Origin of the sequence: Streptomyces sp. NBC_00390 (assembly GCF_036057275.1) — a bacterium.
Taxonomy (GTDB): Bacteria; Actinomycetota; Actinomycetes; order Streptomycetales; family Streptomycetaceae; genus Streptomyces.
On record NZ_CP107945.1, the window covers coordinates 6,446,036 to 6,460,834 of the forward strand.

Sequence of the window (14,799 nt, forward strand, 5' to 3'; positions counted from 1 at the left end):
GGCTTCAGTCCCAGTCCCAGTCGATCCCGAGAATCCCCGGCCGCACACCCTGCTCGGCCAGATGCACCGTGCGGTGCCGACGGCTCAGCGTCAGATCCGTACGGGCTCCGCGCGGCGCCCCCGTGGTCGCCTGCGCGAAGCGGCGGCAGCGCACCGGGAGTGCTTCCTCCGCGAAGTGCACCTGGAGCACGTACTGCCCGCCCGCGAAACTGAACCCGCGCACGTATTCGGTGCTCGGACCGCCGGTCCCGTCCTCGAAGCCGTAGCCGAAGAAGTACGTCTCGCCCGCACGCAGCCGGGCGTCGAACAGCAGCTCCGCGATCACCACCCCGCTCTCCTGGTGCCACCGCACCCGACCCGTGCGGCAGTTCTCCAGCGCCTTCACCGCCACCCGCGCCGGATCGCACCCCGGGTCGCCGTGGTGGATGGCCAGATAGCGGTCGACGCCGTCCCGGTGGGCGCGCACCACGTGTTGCGACTGCCGCCCCACCAGCTCACGCTCCCGTCCTATGCGCACCCGCTCCTGGTGTCCGACCGTGTGCAGCCCGCCGTCCGTCGGCGACCGGAGATCCGCGAGCAGCTGCTCCACCACTCCGGAGGGCTCGACCAGTGAGCGGTACGAGCGGGCGGCCGGCCGTTCGAGATCCGTGTGGGAGCGTCCGTCGCCGTCGCCGAGCAGACGGAGCAGCGAGTTCCCCGGCAGCTCCAGTACGTCCTCCAGCGCCCGCACCGCCCGCAGCGACTCGGGCCGTTGCGGGCGGCGCGCGCCCTGCTGCCAGTAACTGAGACTGGTCACGCCGACCTTGATGCCACGATGCGCGAGATGGTGCTGGACCCGCTGGAGCGGCAGCCCGCGCACCGCGAGGGCGGCGCGCAGCGCCAGATGGAACGGGCCGGTGTCCAGCACCTGTGCCAGATCGGCTTCGGTGTGGCCCATGGCTTCCCTCCGGGGACTCATCGCGTCGGTGCACGTTCACGAGCAGGGCTGACCGCTGTGGATGGGCGGCAGCGGCCCTCCAGGTGGGGGCGGGACGGAGGTGTTCACATCCGGACCACACCGTTCACAGGGCCGCGTCACCCCGCATTGAAGCGTGTTGGCCTGCCTCCGACAAGGACTGATACTCAACCGCGGCATCGGGCCACCGGCAGCACCGTCCTGTCCCGGGCCCCGGACATGACCACGCTGTCACCGCCCGACAGTAGGGTGGTCGGCATGGCAGACCCCTCCAGCTACCGTCCCAAGCCGGGAGAGATCCCCGACTCTCCGGGGGTCTACAGATTCCGTGACGAGCACCGCCGGGTGATCTACGTCGGCAAGGCGAAAAGCCTGCGCCAGCGCCTCGCCAGCTACTTCCAGGACCTGGCGAATCTGCACCCGCGCACCCGCACCATGGTCACCACCGCAGCCTCGGTCGAGTGGACCGTCGTCGCCACCGAGGTGGAGGCGCTTCAGCTGGAGTACTCCTGGATCAAGGAGTACGACCCCCGGTTCAACGTCAAGTACCGCGACGACAAGAGCTATCCGTATCTCGCGGTGACGCTCAACGAAGAGTTCCCCCGGGTCCAGGTCATGCGCGGCGCCAAGCGCAAGGGCGTGCGGTACTTCGGCCCGTACGGACACGCGTGGGCGATCCGCGAGACGGTCGACCTGATGCTCCGTGTCTTCCCGGTGCGCACCTGCTCCGCGGGGGTGTTCAGGAACCACGTGCAAAGAGGCCGCCCCTGCCTGCTGGGCTACATCGGCAAGTGCTCGGCGCCCTGCGTGGGCCGGGTGACCCCCGAGGAGCACCGCGAACTGGCGGAGGAGTTCTGCGACTTCATGGCCGGACGCACGGGCACGTACATCCGCAGGCTCGAGAAGCAGATGATGGCCGCGGCCGAGGAGATGGAGTACGAGAAGGCGGCCCGGCTGCGCGACGACATCGAGGCACTCAGGCGCGCGCTGGAGAAGAACGCGGTGGTCCTCGCTGACGCCACCGACGCTGATCTGATGGCCCTGGCCGAGGACGAGCTGGAGGCTGCCGTGCAGATCTTCCACGTCCGCGGGGGACGGGTGCGCGGCCAGCGCGGCTGGGTGACCGACAAGGTCGAGAACGTCGACACGGCAGGTCTGGTCGAGCACGCCCTGCAACAGCTGTACGGGGAGGAGAGCGGCGACGCGGTCCCCAAGGAGGTCCTCGTCCCGGCACTGCCCGAGGAGACGGACGCGGTGACGCAGTGGCTGAGCGGCCGCCGCGGGTCCCAGGTGTCGCTGCGCATACCGCAGCGCGGCGACAAGAAGGACCTGATGGAGACGGTCCAGCGCAACGCCCAGCAGGCGCTCGCGCTGCACAAGACCAGGCGCGCCAGCGACCTCACCACCCGCTCCCGCGCCCTGGAGGAGATCGCCGAGGCGCTCGGCCTGGACTCCGCCCCGCTGCGGATCGAGTGCTTCGACATCTCGCACCTGCAGGGCGAGGACATCGTGGCGTCCATGGTGGTGTTCGAGGACGGCCTGGCCCGCAAGAGCGAGTACCGCCGCTTCCAGATCAAGGGCCGCGCCGGGGACACGCAGCTCTGGCACGGGGAGGGCCAGGACGATGTCCGGTCCATGCACGAGGTGGTCACCCGCCGCTTCAAGCGGTATCTGGCCGAGAAGGACCGGACGGGGGAGTGGATCGGCGGCGATGATCCCGACGACGCTTCCGACGACGGGAAGCCGAGGAAGTTCGCCTACCCGCCCCAGCTCGTCGTGGTCGACGGAGGGCAGCCGCAGGTCGCGGCGGCCCAGCGCGCTCTGGACGAACTCGGCATCGACGATGTCGCCGTCTGCGGTCTGGCCAAGCGCCTCGAGGAGGTCTGGCTGCCGCACGACGACGACCCCGTCGTGCTGCCCCGCTCCAGCGAGGGGCTGTACCTCCTCCAGCGGGTACGTGACACAGCTCACGATTTCGCCATCCGCTATCAGCGCTCGAAACGGACCAAGCGCATCAGGACCGGTCCGCTGGACGCGGTCCCCGGGCTGGGAGAGACCCGCAAACAGGCTCTGATCAAGCATTTCGGCTCGGTGAAGCGGCTGCGGCAGGCGACAATCGAGCAGATCTGTGAGGTTCCCGGCATGGGCCGCAAGACGGCGGAGTCCGTGGTCGTGGCCCTGGCCCAGGCGGTTCCGGCCGCCCCTGCCGTGAATACGGCGACTGGAGAGATCATTGAAGAGAACGACGGGGGATAGCGCGAAATGACCGAGCACGATGGAGACGGAGCAGCAGACGTGAGTACGGGCAACGGAACCGAGCCCGGCGATGCTGCCGCGGACGCGGCCATCCCTGAGCTGGTGATCATCTCCGGAATGTCGGGCGCCGGGCGCAGTACGGCGGCGAAGTGCCTGGAGGACCTCGGCTGGTTCGTCGTGGACAACCTGCCCCCTGCGCTGATCCCCACGATGGTGGAGCTCGGCGCCCGCTCGCAGGGCAACGTCGCGCGGATCGCGGTGGTCGTCGACGTACGCGGCCGGCGGTTCTTCGACAATCTCCGCGAGTCCCTGGCCGACCTGGACGCCAAGCAGGTCACCCGCCGGATCGTCTTCCTCGAGTCGTCCGACGACGCCCTGGTGCGCCGCTTCGAGTCGGTCCGCCGTCCGCACCCCCTGCAGGGCGACGGCCGGATCGTCGACGGTATCGCCGCCGAGCGCGATCTGCTGCGCGAGCTGCGCGGTGACGCCGATCTGGTGATCGACACCTCCAGCCTGAACGTGCACGAGCTGCGCGCCAAGATGGACGCCCAGTTCGCGGGCGACGAGGAGCCCGAGCTGCGGGCCACCGTGATGTCGTTCGGGTTCAAGTACGGACTGCCCGTCGACGCCGACCTGGTCGTCGACATGCGCTTCCTGCCGAACCCGCACTGGGTCCCGGAACTGCGTCCCTTCACCGGCCTCAACGAAGAGGTCTCGAACTATGTCTTCAACCAGCCCGGCGCCAAGGAGTTCCTGGACAGCTACACCGAGCTGCTCCAGCTGATCGCCGCCGGCTACCGCCGTGAGGGCAAGCGGTACGTCACCATCGCGGTGGGCTGCACCGGCGGCAAGCACCGCTCCGTCGCCACGTCCGAGAAGCTCGCGGCCAGGCTGTCCGCCGCCGGGGTCGAGACCGTCGTCGTGCACCGTGACATGGGGCGCGAGTGACCGGACGCAACCTCCGTCTGCGGCGGCTGCGCAGGACCACGCACGCGCTGTCGGCACGGAAGCGCGGTGCCCAGCCCAAGGTCGTCGCCCTCGGCGGCGGAATGGGCCTGTCGGCGTCGCTGGCGGCCCTGCGCCGCATCACGGGAGATCTCACCGCGGTCGTCACCGTCGCCGACGACGGCGGCTCCAGCGGGCGGCTGCGCAGGGAGCTCGGCGTACTGCCGCCCGGTGATCTGCGCAAGGCGCTCGCCGCGCTGTGCGGCGACGACGACTGGGGCCAGACCTGGGCCCGGGTCATCCAGTACCGCTTCCAGTCCAAGGGCGAGCTGCACGAGCATGCGGTCGGCAATCTGCTGATCGTGGCCCTGTGGGAGCAGTTCGGCGACCATGTCCAGGCCCTTGATCTGGTCGGCAAGCTGCTGGGCGCGCACGGGCGGGTGCTGCCGATGTCGGCCGTGCCGCTGGACCTCGAGGCGCTGGTGCGGGGGCACGACCCGGCGCGCCCGGACGCTGTGGAGACGGTCCGGGGCCAGGCCACCGTCGCGCTCACCCCGGGCGAGGTGCAGTCCGTGCATCTCGTCCCGCACGACCCGCCGGCCGTACCGGAGGCAGTCGAGGCGGTGCTGGACGCCGACTGGGTGGTTCTCGGCCCCGGCTCCTGGTTCTCCTCGGTGATCCCGCATCTACTGGTTCCCGAACTGCTGGACGCCCTGGTGGAGACCAAGGCGCGCCGGGTCCTCTCCCTCAATCTGTCGCCACAGCCCGGGGAAACCGAAGGGTTCTCCCCGCAGCGTCATTTGGAGGTTTTGGGACGACACGCGCCTAAACTCGCCCTGGACGTGGTGCTGGCCGACGAGGCCGCAGTGCGCGACCGCGCCTCCCTCGCCGAGGCCGCCAGTCGGCTGGGGGCCGCGGTCGAGCTGGCTCCGGTGGCCTCGCCCGACAGCGTTTCGAGGCACGACCCGGAGCTGTTGGCCGCCGCGTACGACCGTATTTTTCGGATGCATGGAAGGATCGGCCCATGGCGATGACGGCAGCGGTGAAGGACGAAATCTCCCGGCTTCCCGTCACCCGGACCTGCTGCAGAAAGGCGGAGGTCTCGGCGATCCTGCGATTCGCGGGCGGGCTGCACCTGGTGAGCGGCCGCATCGTGATCGAGGCGGAGCTGGACACCGGGATTGCGGCGCGCCGGCTCAAGCGCGACATCCTGGAGATCTTCGGGCACAGTTCCGAGCTGATGGTGATGGCTCCTGGCGGGCTGCGCCGGGGCTCGCGCTTCGTGGTGCGGGTGGTGGCGGGCGGCGATCAGCTGGCCCGCCAGACCGGCCTGGTGGACGGTCGCGGCCGCCCCATCCGCGGGCTGCCCCCGCAGGTGGTCTCGGGGGCCACCTGTGATGCGGAGGCCGCCTGGCGGGGCGCCTTCCTGGCCCATGGTTCGCTCACCGAGCCGGGCCGCTCCTCCTCGCTGGAGGTCACCTGCCCCGGCCCCGAGGCCGCCCTGGCGCTGGTGGGTGCCGCCCGCCGGCTGTCCATCGCGGCCAAGGCGCGCGAGGTGCGGGGCGTGGACCGGGTGGTCGTACGCGACGGGGACGCGATCGGTGCGCTGCTGACCCGGCTCGGCGCCCATGAGTCGGTGCTGGCGTGGGAGGAACGGCGGATGCGGCGCGAGGTGCGCGCCACCGCCAACCGCCTCGCCAACTTCGACGACGCGAATCTGCGCCGTTCCGCCCGGGCTGCGGTTGCCGCGGGCGCTCGGGTGCAGCGGGCGCTGGAGATCCTCGGCGAGGAGGTGCCCGAGCACCTCGCCGCCGCGGGCCGGCTCCGTATGGAGCACAAGCAGGCCTCCCTCGAGGAACTGGGGGCGCTTGCCGATCCGCCGCTGACCAAGGACGCGGTCGCGGGCCGTATCCGCCGGCTGCTGGCGATGGCCGACAAGCGGGCCCAGGACCTCGGGATTCCGGGCACGGAGTCCAATCTGACGGAGGAGATGGCAGACGGTCTCGTCGGCTGACTCCTACGGCATGCAGCTCAACAGCTTTGCTGCCGACGCCTGTTGAGGCGTCGGCAGCATTGTTTTCCCGGCACCCGACGCACTATTGACATGATCATGGAGAGTCATGAGCCTGGCGCATGTTCACTTTCGTGGCAGACAACAGCAAGGGGGGCTTATGAGACGCAGGGCGAGATCGATCCTCGCTGCGGCTTCACTGCTGGTTGCCGGACTTTCGGCGGCGCCGATCGCGCAGGCCGACCCCGGTGACGGCAGCGGTGAGGAACTCTCCGTATGGCATGCGAAAGTCACCAGGGCACAGGTGCCGCTGATCCTCGCGGCCGGTGCCGACGCACATGAGCTGACCGAGCAGGTGCCGGCCAAGGGCACCGCGACGATCGAGCTCTATCTGACGGAACGGCAGGCGGGTGAACTGCGCGAGCAGGGCATCGGCGTCACCGAGCACACGGTCCCGAAGGCGGCCGAACGGCGCGTCGCCGCGGCCGGTGACGGCGTCTTCCGCCCGTACAGCGGCGAGGGCGGTCTCAAGAGCGAGATCCTCGAGGCCGCCAAGGCCAACCCGGACATCACCAAGGTCGTCAGCATCGGCAAGTCCGTGAAGGGCCAGGACATCCTCGCGCTGAAGATCTCCAAGGGCGCCAGGAAGCACAAGGACGGCTCCAGGCCGGCCACGCTGTACATGTCCAACCAGCACGCCCGGGAGTGGATCACCCCGGAGATGACCCGGCGGCTGATGCACCACTACCTGACCGGCTACGGCAAGGATCCGCAGATCACCAGGATCGTGGACGCCTCCGAGGTGTGGTTCGTGCTCTCCGCCAACCCCGACGGCTACGACTACACGTTCAAGGGCACCGCCGAGCGGCAGTGGCGCAAGAACATGCGCGACAACGACGGCGACGGCGTCATCGCCCCCGGCGACGGGGTCGACCTCAACCGCAACTTCGCCTACAAGTGGGGCTACGACAACGAGGGTTCGTCCCCGGATCCGTTCGACGAGACCTATCGCGGCACCGGGCCGGCGTCCGAGCCCGAGACCAAGGCGATCGACGCGTTCCAGAAGCGCATCGGCTTCGAGTACGGCATCAACTACCACTCCGCGGCCGAGCTGCTCCTCTACGGCGTCGGCTGGCAGGTCGCCACCCCGACCCCCGACGACGTGCTGTACGAGGCGCTGGCGGGCACCCCGGAGAACTCCGCGATCCCGGGCTACCACCCCCAGGTCTCCTCCGAGCTCTACACCACCAACGGCGAGGCCGACGGCCACGCGGCCAACGTCAACGGGATGATGATGTACACCCCGGAGATGTCGACCTGTGCCACCGCCTCCCGGATCGACCCCGGCGATCCCTGGAACGCCGCCGACTGCGCCTCCGTCTTCACCTTCCCCGACGACGAGAAGCTGATCCAGCAGGAGTTCGCCAAGAACATCCCGTTCGCCCTCTCCGTCGCCGAGACCTCCCTCCACCCCGACCGGCCCTCCTCCTCGCTCGGCCTGGAGGCGGCGGACTTCACCCCGCAGCCGTTCACCACTTCCTACGCCCGCGGCGGCGACCAGGAAGTGTCCGTCATCGTCCGCAAGTCGGTACGTGACAAGGAGCTCAAGTACCGCGTCAACGGCGGCCGGGTCCATGACCAGACGCTGCGGCGCTGGAAGGGCGGCGAGACATACGGCGGCGACGACAACATCCGCTTCGACGAGTACCGCGCCAAGGTCCAGGACGGCATTGTCGGCGACACCGTCGAGGTCTGGTTCACCGGTGAGACCGGGGCCGGAAAGTCCACGTCCAGCGAGCACTTCACCTACCGGATCGCCGAACGTCCGCGCGGCGACACGCTGGTGATCGCCGAGGAGGGCGGTACCGCCCCGGCCCAGCACGCCGCGGCGTACACGAAGGCCCTCGCCGACAACAACCGGCGCAGCGCCGTCTGGGACGTCGCCACCCAGGGCACCCCTGATCCCCTCGGCGTGCTCAGCCACTTCCGGTCCGTCGTCTGGTACACCGGCGCGGCGGCGCCGTCCTGGGCCACCACCCAGGCCGTGCGCGACTATCTCAACGACGGCGGCAAGCTGGTCACCGCGGGTGAACGGGCGGGCGGCAACGCCAACCTCGGCGGCGCGCTCAGCGACGACTTCGCCCAGTACTACCTCGGCGCGTCGGGCCGTGCCTCGCTCGCCGGGGTCACCGGATTCCGCGGCACCGGAGGTCTCGCCGGAGGCTTCGGATCACTGGCCGGCGCACCCGGCAACCCGCTGGACGCCGCGGGTGCGTACACGATCACCTCGGACACCCTGCCGGCCGGCGAGTTCCCGCAGTTCCGCAGCGCGGCAGCGGGCGAGTACCCCGGCGTGCGCATGCCCTTCTCGCCGTACGCGGGTGACTGGTACGCGGCAGCCACCCACCGCAACGGCTCCTGGATGCGCCTGTCGCGCACGATCGATCTCGGTGGCACGGCCGCGGCCGACAAGCCCGCGCTGAACATGGCGCTGAGCTTCAACACCGAGCCCGGCTACGACAATGCCGTCCTCGAGGTCCACACGGTCGGCCAGGACGACTGGACGACCCTGCCGGACACCGGCGGCGGCACCGGAACCACCGTGCCGACCCAGTGCGGCGAAGGCTTCTACGTCAACCAGCATCCGTTCCTGAGGCACTACCTCACCGTCGGTGCGGGTGGCTGTACGGCGAGTGGCACGAGTGGCAGCTGGAACTCCTTCACCGGAGCCTCCGACGGCTGGCGGGCCACGTCGTTCGATCTCAGCGCCTACGCGGGCAAGCAGATCGAGGTCTCCCTGTCGTACATCACCGACCCCGGCGACGGTGGCCGCGGCATCTTCGTCGACGAGACCAAGCTGGTGACCGGCGGCGGTGAGCAGGGCGCCGACGGCTTCGAGACCTCGCTCGGGCCCTGGACGGCGGCGGGACCTCCGCAGGGCAGCCCGGCCCCGCGCGGGAACTGGGAGCGCAGTCAGGACCTGTACCCTTCCGCGGCGGCGGTCGCCACGAGGGACAGCGTCCTGCTCGGTTTCGGCCTGGAGCATGTGCCGGCCGCTGCCGAGCGCCGGCGGATCATCGCCGCAGCGCTGACCGCCCTTCGGCGCTGACCAGCGCACTGCACCCGGTCCGGCGTACCCGGGCCGGGTGCAGTGCTCCGGCGGCTCGTGACCCTACTGACGGGTACGAGCCACCAGGCAATACACGCGCCCTCTCGATGTCACTCGGGGCCCTCGTGGGGGGTAGGGTCATAGGCGGTCGGGGACATCCCATACAGCTCGCCGGCGTCGAAAACCGGCGTACCAACGAGGAGATCGGTTTCGTGACGATCCGCGTAGGCATCAACGGCTTTGGCCGCATCGGTCGTAACTACTTCCGCGCGCTGCTGGAGCAGGGTGCAGACATCGAGATCGTGGCTGTCAACGACCTGGGTGACACTGCGACCACGGCCCACCTGCTGAAGTACGACACCATCCTCGGCCGCCTCAAGGCCGAGGTGACCCACACCGCCGACACGATCACCGTCGACGGTCACACCATCAAGGTGCTCTCCGAGCGCAACCCGGCCGACATCCCGTGGGGTGAGCTGGGCGTCGACATCGTCATCGAGTCGACCGGCATCTTCACCAAGAAGGCGGACGCCGCGAAGCACATCGCCGGTGGCGCGAAGAAGGTCCTCATCTCGGCTCCGGCCAAGGACGAGGACATCACCATCGTCATGGGCGTCAACCAGGACAAGTACGACGCGGCCAACCACCACGTCATCTCCAACGCCTCCTGCACCACCAACTGTGTGGCGCCGATGGCCAAGGTTCTCGACGAGAACTTCGGCATCGTCAAGGGCATGATGACCACGGTCCACGCGTACACGAACGACCAGCGCATCCTGGACTTCCCGCACTCCGACCTGCGCCGCGCCCGCGCCGCCGCGGAGAACATCATCCCGACCTCGACGGGTGCCGCCAAGGCCACCGCCCTGGTCCTGCCGCAGCTCAAGGGCAAGCTGGACGGCATCGCCATGCGCGTCCCGGTCCCGACCGGCTCGGTCACCGACCTCGTCATCGAGCTCAACGCCGAGGTCACCAAGGACGACATCAACGCCGCGTTCCAGAAGGCCGCCGAGGGACAGCTCCAGGGCATCCTGGAGTACACCGAGGACCCGATCGTCTCCTCGGACATCGTGAACTGGCCGGCCTCCTGCACCTTCGACTCCTCCCTGACCATGGTCCAGGGCAACCAGGTCAAGGTCGTCGGCTGGTACGACAACGAGTGGGGCTACTCCAACCGTCTCGTGGACCTTACGGTCTTCGTCGGTAACCAGCTCTGATCTGCACCTTCTGATCTGCAACGAGAGCACCACGATGTAAGCGACAGGGCTCGGCCGGCGCAATGTGGCGCGGTTCGAGCCCTGTCGCACGTCCAGCCCTCCGAGGAGCCGTAATTTCATGAAGACGATCGACCAACTCCTGGCCGACGGGGTCGCGGGCAAGCGGGTATTCGTCCGCGCCGACCTCAATGTGCCGCTCGACGGCACCACCATCACCGACGACGGCCGCATCCGCGCCGTCCGGCCGACCATCGCCAAGCTCGCCGAGGCGGGCGCGCGTGTCGTCGTCGCCTCCCACCTGGGCCGCCCCAAGGGCGCCCCGGACCCGGCGTTCTCGCTCGCCCCGGCCGCCAAGCGGCTCGGCGAACTGCTCGGCGCCGAGGTGGCGTTCGCGACCGACACGGTCGGCGATTCCGCCACCTCCGTGGTGGCGGCCCTCGCCGACGGCCAGGTCGCCGTCGTCGAGAACCTGCGTTTCAACGCCGGCGAGACCTCCAAGGACGACGCCGAGCGCGGCGCGTTCGCCGACCAGCTGGCCGCCCTGGCGGATGTGTACGTCGGCGACGGTTTCGGAGCCGTGCACCGCAAGCACGCCTCGGTGTTCGACCTTCCGGCGCGCCTGCCGCACTACGCGGGCTACCTCATCGGGACCGAGGTCGGCGTGCTGAAGAAGCTCACCGAGGACGTCAAGCGTCCCTATGTCGTCGTGCTCGGCGGCGCCAAGGTCTCCGACAAGCTCGCCGTCATCGACCAGCTGCTCGGCAAGGCCGACAGGCTGCTGATCGGCGGCGGCATGGCGTACACGTTCCTCAAGGCCAAGGGCTACGAGGTCGGTGTCTCCCTCCTCCAGGAGGACCAGGTCCCGACCGTCATCGAGTACATGGAGCGCGCCGAGAAGAACGGCGTCGAGCTCGTACTGCCCGTCGACATCCTGGCCGCGGCGGACTTCCCGGACCTCAAGACCAAGGCCCCGGCCGAGTTCGTCACGGTCGACGCGGACGGTATCCCGGCCGACAAGGAGGGCCTGGACATCGGCCCGAGGACGCGTGAGCTGTACGCCTCGAAGATCGCCGACGCCGAGACCGTCTTCTGGAACGGCCCTGTGGGCGTCTTCGAGCACCCCGACTACGCGGGCGGCACCCGCGCGATCGCCCAGGCGCTCGTCGACAGCTCGGCCTTCACGGTCGTCGGCGGTGGCGACTCCGCTGCCGCCGTCCGTACGCTCGGTTTCGACGAGAACGCATTCGGCCACATTTCGACCGGCGGCGGCGCGAGCCTCGAGTATCTCGAGGGCAAGACGCTTCCCGGACTCGCTGCACTGGAGGACTGACCCCGCATGACCGCTCTTGAAAAGGGCCGCATCCCGCTGATGGCGGGCAACTGGAAGATGAACCTCAACCACCTCGAGGCCATCGCCCACGTCCAGAAGCTCGCCTTCGCCCTCGCGGACAAGGACTACGACGCGGTCGAGGTCGCCGTCCTGCCGCCGTTCACCGACCTGCGCTCGGTCCAGACGTTGGTCGACGGCGACAAGCTCAAGATCAAGTACGGCGCCCAGGACATCTCGGCTCACGACTCCGGTGCCTACACCGGTGAGATCTCGGGCCCGATGCTGTCCAAGCTGAAGTGCACCTATGTCGCGGTGGGTCACTCCGAGCGCCGGCAGTACCACGCTGAGTCGGACGAGATCTGCAACGCCAAGGTGAAGGCCGCGTACCGGCACGGTCTGACACCGATCCTGTGCGTCGGTGAGGGCCTGGAGGTCCGCAAGGCGGGCCGGCAGGTGCCGTACACCCTCGCGCAGATCGACGGCGGCCTGAAGGACGTCCCGGCCGAGCACGCGGAATCCATCGTCATCGCCTACGAGCCGGTGTGGGCCATCGGCACCGGCGAGGTCGCCACCCCCGAGGACGCCCAGGAGGTCTGCGGAGCGATCCGCGGGCGTCTCGCCGAGCTGTATTCGCAGGAGCTGGCCGACAAGGTCCGCATCCAGTACGGCGGCTCGGTGAAGGCCGGCAACGTCGCCGCGATCATGGCGCAGCCCGATGTGGACGGCGCCCTGGTGGGCGGCGCGGCGCTGGACGCGGAGGAGTTCGTCAAGATCGTCCGGTTCCGCGACCAGTGAGTATGCGCTAGCGCAGATCCGGCGTACCCTTGCGGGGGCCGAAGCTCATGGAGCTCGGCCCCCGTCGTCCATACCAGTCCTAGGAAGTTGGTCCAGCCGTGGTTATGGGGTTCTCGATCGCCCTGATCGTCTTCAGTGGCCTGCTGATGCTGCTGGTGCTGATGCACAAGGGGAAGGGCGGCGGCCTCTCCGACATGTTCGGAGGCGGAATGCAGTCCTCGGTCGGCGGCTCCTCGGTCGCCGAGCGCAACCTGGACCGCATCACCGTCGTTGTCGGTCTGCTCTGGTTCGCGAGCATTGTCGTACTTGGTCTGCTCATGAAGCTGGACAGCTGACCCACAGGTTCCGCGTCCCGAGCTGGGGTGTAACTCCAATCACTGGACGAGCGTTGGGCCTTACGTAGACTGGGGCACTCGCGGCGCAGCCGCTGTGAGACGCTGTGCAGCACCATCACGCAGGGAGTTACGACCGTGGCAAGTGGCAACGCGATCCGGGGAAGCCGGGTCGGAGCGGGGCCGATGGGCGAGGCTGAGCGAGGCGAGTCCGCGCCGCGCCTCCGCATCTCCTTCTGGTGCTCGAACGGGCACGAGACGCAGCCGAGCTTCGCCAGTGACGCACAGGTCCCGGAGACGTGGGACTGCCCGCGTTGCGGGTTCCCGGCCGGTCAGGACCGGGACAGCCCCCCGGACCCGCCGCGCACCGAGCCGTACAAGACGCACCTCGCCTATGTACGGGAACGCCGCAGTGACGCGGACGGCGAGGCGATCCTCGCCGAGGCGCTCGCCAAACTGCGGGGCGAGATCTAGAGCTTGAGGTCCGGTCGGACACCTGAGGGTGACGGCCGGACTTTTGCGTCGCCGGGCGGTGCGGACCGCCGGGCCCGGCCGTTGTCAGTGGCACCCCGTACGGTTCTGGATGACCGGACCGAAGGGGGGCGTTGTGGCGGTGACAGGTGCGACGGCGCCGCGAACTCCCGCGTGGCGTGGAGGATTCGGCCGGCTGTGGACGGCCGCGGTCGTGTCCCGGTTCGGAGATGCGCTGCGGACCGCCGCGATGCCGCTGCTCGCCGCCTCGCTCACCGACGACCCGCTGCTGATCGCCGCCGTGACCGCCTTCGGCTATCTGCCGTGGCTGTTGTTCGGACTGGTCGGCGGCGCGGTGGCCGACCGGGTCGACCAGCGGCGCGCCATGTGGGCCGTCGATCTGCTCAGAGGGGCCCTGATGGGCGCCTTCGCCCTGGCCGTCCGGCTGGACCACGCGTCGATCGCCCTGCTGCTCGGCCTCGCTTTCACCCTCACCACGCTCCAGACGCTCTTCGACAATGCCGCCACGGCCCTGCTGCCGTCGCTGGTGCCCGAAGAGGCCCTGGGCAGTGCCAACGCCCGCCTGATGACCGCGCAGCAGATCGCGGGCGGCTTGGTGGCCGCTCCCGTGGTGCCGGTACTTCTCGTCGCGGGTGCTGCCGTGCCGTATGCGGCGGACGCGGCCACCTATGTGGTGGCCGCGGCCCTGATCGCCTCCCTGCGGGCCTCGGCGCCCGACCGGGCACCGAGGGCGGGTGGCAGCACCCTGCGCGCGGAGATCGCGGCCGGTCTGCGCCATCTGTGGCGCGACCGCGCACTGCGCGGGATCTGCGTGGCCACCACGCTCTGCAACATCGGCATGGGCGCGCTCATCGCCACGCTCGTGGTGCACGTGACGGTGTGGCTGGACGCGGGGAACGCCGGGTATGCGGCGGTCATCACCGCATTTGGGGTGGGCAGCGCGGCAGGCGGGCTGCTGGCACGCCGCCTGGCGGAGCGGTTCGGACGAATACGGAGCGTGTTCGCCGCCGGAGTCGTGCAGACCGGATGCCTGGTCGCCGTCGGGTCCGTGCGGGCGCTGTGGGTGACCATCGCCGCCATGGCGGTGTTCGCCGTCATGGGCATGGTGTGGAACGTCAACCAGACGACGCTGATGCAGGAGCGCAGCCCCGCGGCAATGCTCGGCCGCATCAGCTCCGCGTTCCGTACGCTCGCGGTCGCCGGTGCCCCGCTCGGCGCGCTCGCGGGCGGGGCGGCCGTGGCCGCCTGGGGCGCGAACACGCCGGCTCTGCTGGCAGCCGGGCTCTTCGTCCCGGCCGTCGTCTCACTTGCCGGTCTGATCAATTAGGTTGGAACCGCAGCGAGGCATGCGGGCTGA

12 protein-coding genes are annotated in these 14,799 nt (G+C 69.5%); 11 read left to right on the plus strand and 1 reads right to left on the minus strand.

Annotation, left to right across the window (positions count from 1 at the left end):
• Positions 1 to 4 precede the first annotated feature (4 nt).
• Positions 5 to 937, minus strand: a complete 933-nt coding sequence (locus tag OHS70_RS28475; RefSeq protein WP_328401968.1) for a hypothetical protein — start codon at positions 935 to 937, stop codon at positions 5 to 7.
• A gap of 276 nt (positions 938 to 1,213) precedes the next feature.
• On the opposite strand from OHS70_RS28475, the gene uvrC reads away from it, so the two are divergent.
• From uvrC to OHS70_RS28530, 11 genes are all read left to right on the plus strand, one after another.
• Positions 1,214 to 3,211 carry an excinuclease ABC subunit UvrC gene (gene uvrC / locus OHS70_RS28480; protein ID WP_328401970.1) on the plus strand — a complete coding sequence of 666 codons (1,998 nt, stop codon included), beginning with the start codon at positions 1,214 to 1,216 and terminating at the stop codon, positions 3,209 to 3,211.
• A gap of 6 nt (positions 3,212 to 3,217) precedes the next feature.
• Positions 3,218 to 4,159, plus strand: a complete 942-nt coding sequence (gene rapZ / locus OHS70_RS28485) for an RNase adapter RapZ (RefSeq protein WP_328401972.1) — start codon at positions 3,218 to 3,220, stop codon at positions 4,157 to 4,159.
• Positions 4,156 to 5,190, plus strand: a complete 1,035-nt coding sequence (locus OHS70_RS28490) for a gluconeogenesis factor YvcK family protein (RefSeq protein ID WP_328401974.1) — start codon at positions 4,156 to 4,158, stop codon at positions 5,188 to 5,190. The genes rapZ and OHS70_RS28490 overlap by 4 nt, the downstream gene beginning before the upstream one ends.
• A complete protein-coding gene (gene whiA, locus OHS70_RS28495) occupies positions 5,181 to 6,170 on the plus strand; it encodes a DNA-binding protein WhiA (RefSeq protein ID WP_005318962.1) in 990 nt (329 codons plus the stop codon). Before OHS70_RS28490 ends, whiA begins: the two co-directional genes overlap by 10 nt.
• Positions 6,171 to 6,327: 157 nt before the next feature.
• Entirely contained in the window at positions 6,328 to 9,276 is a 2,949-nt protein-coding gene (locus tag OHS70_RS28500; protein ID WP_328401977.1) for a M14 family metallopeptidase, read from the plus strand.
• A gap of 212 nt (positions 9,277 to 9,488) precedes the next feature.
• Complete coding sequence (gap, locus tag OHS70_RS28505; protein ID WP_328401979.1) at positions 9,489 to 10,493, plus strand: type I glyceraldehyde-3-phosphate dehydrogenase; 1,005 nt, start codon at positions 9,489 to 9,491, stop codon at positions 10,491 to 10,493.
• 118 nt (positions 10,494 to 10,611) lie between these two features.
• Positions 10,612 to 11,823 (plus strand): phosphoglycerate kinase, encoded by a 1,212-nt coding sequence (locus OHS70_RS28510; RefSeq protein ID WP_328401981.1) that lies wholly within the window; start codon positions 10,612 to 10,614, stop codon positions 11,821 to 11,823.
• Positions 11,824 to 11,829: 6 nt separating this feature from the next.
• Entirely contained in the window at positions 11,830 to 12,618 is a 789-nt protein-coding gene (gene tpiA / locus OHS70_RS28515) for a triose-phosphate isomerase (RefSeq protein WP_328401983.1), read from the plus strand.
• Between the two features lie 104 nt (positions 12,619 to 12,722).
• Positions 12,723 to 12,953 (plus strand): preprotein translocase subunit SecG, encoded by a 231-nt coding sequence (gene secG / locus OHS70_RS28520; protein WP_328405962.1) that lies wholly within the window; start codon positions 12,723 to 12,725, stop codon positions 12,951 to 12,953.
• 135 nt (positions 12,954 to 13,088) lie between these two features.
• A complete protein-coding gene (locus OHS70_RS28525) occupies positions 13,089 to 13,424 on the plus strand; it encodes an RNA polymerase-binding protein RbpA (protein WP_072483070.1) in 336 nt (111 codons plus the stop codon).
• A gap of 109 nt (positions 13,425 to 13,533) precedes the next feature.
• Positions 13,534 to 14,769, plus strand: a complete 1,236-nt coding sequence (locus OHS70_RS28530; RefSeq protein WP_328401985.1) for an MFS transporter — start codon at positions 13,534 to 13,536, stop codon at positions 14,767 to 14,769.
• The last annotated feature ends 30 nt before the right edge of the window (positions 14,770 to 14,799 follow it).

What these genes read in the sequence shown, in the direction of transcription:
- OHS70_RS28530 (WP_328401985.1), top strand. Translation starts at nt 13,534, where the DNA reads ATGACCGGACCGAAGGGGGGCGTTGTGGCGGTGACAGGTGCGACGGCG.
- rapZ (WP_328401972.1), top strand. Translation starts at nt 3,218, where the DNA reads ATGACCGAGCACGATGGAGACGGAGCAGCAGACGTGAGTACGGGCAAC.
- OHS70_RS28500 (WP_328401977.1), top strand. Translation starts at nt 6,328, where the DNA reads ATGAGACGCAGGGCGAGATCGATCCTCGCTGCGGCTTCACTGCTGGTT.
- OHS70_RS28475 (WP_328401968.1), bottom strand. Translation starts at nt 937, where the DNA reads ATGGGCCACACCGAAGCCGATCTGGCACAGGTGCTGGACACCGGCCCG.
- tpiA (WP_328401983.1), top strand. Translation starts at nt 11,830, where the DNA reads ATGACCGCTCTTGAAAAGGGCCGCATCCCGCTGATGGCGGGCAACTGG.
- uvrC (WP_328401970.1), top strand. Translation starts at nt 1,214, where the DNA reads ATGGCAGACCCCTCCAGCTACCGTCCCAAGCCGGGAGAGATCCCCGAC.
- secG (WP_328405962.1), top strand. Translation starts at nt 12,723, where the DNA reads ATGGGGTTCTCGATCGCCCTGATCGTCTTCAGTGGCCTGCTGATGCTG.
- OHS70_RS28510 (WP_328401981.1), top strand. Translation starts at nt 10,612, where the DNA reads ATGAAGACGATCGACCAACTCCTGGCCGACGGGGTCGCGGGCAAGCGG.
- whiA (WP_005318962.1), top strand. Translation starts at nt 5,181, where the DNA reads ATGGCGATGACGGCAGCGGTGAAGGACGAAATCTCCCGGCTTCCCGTC.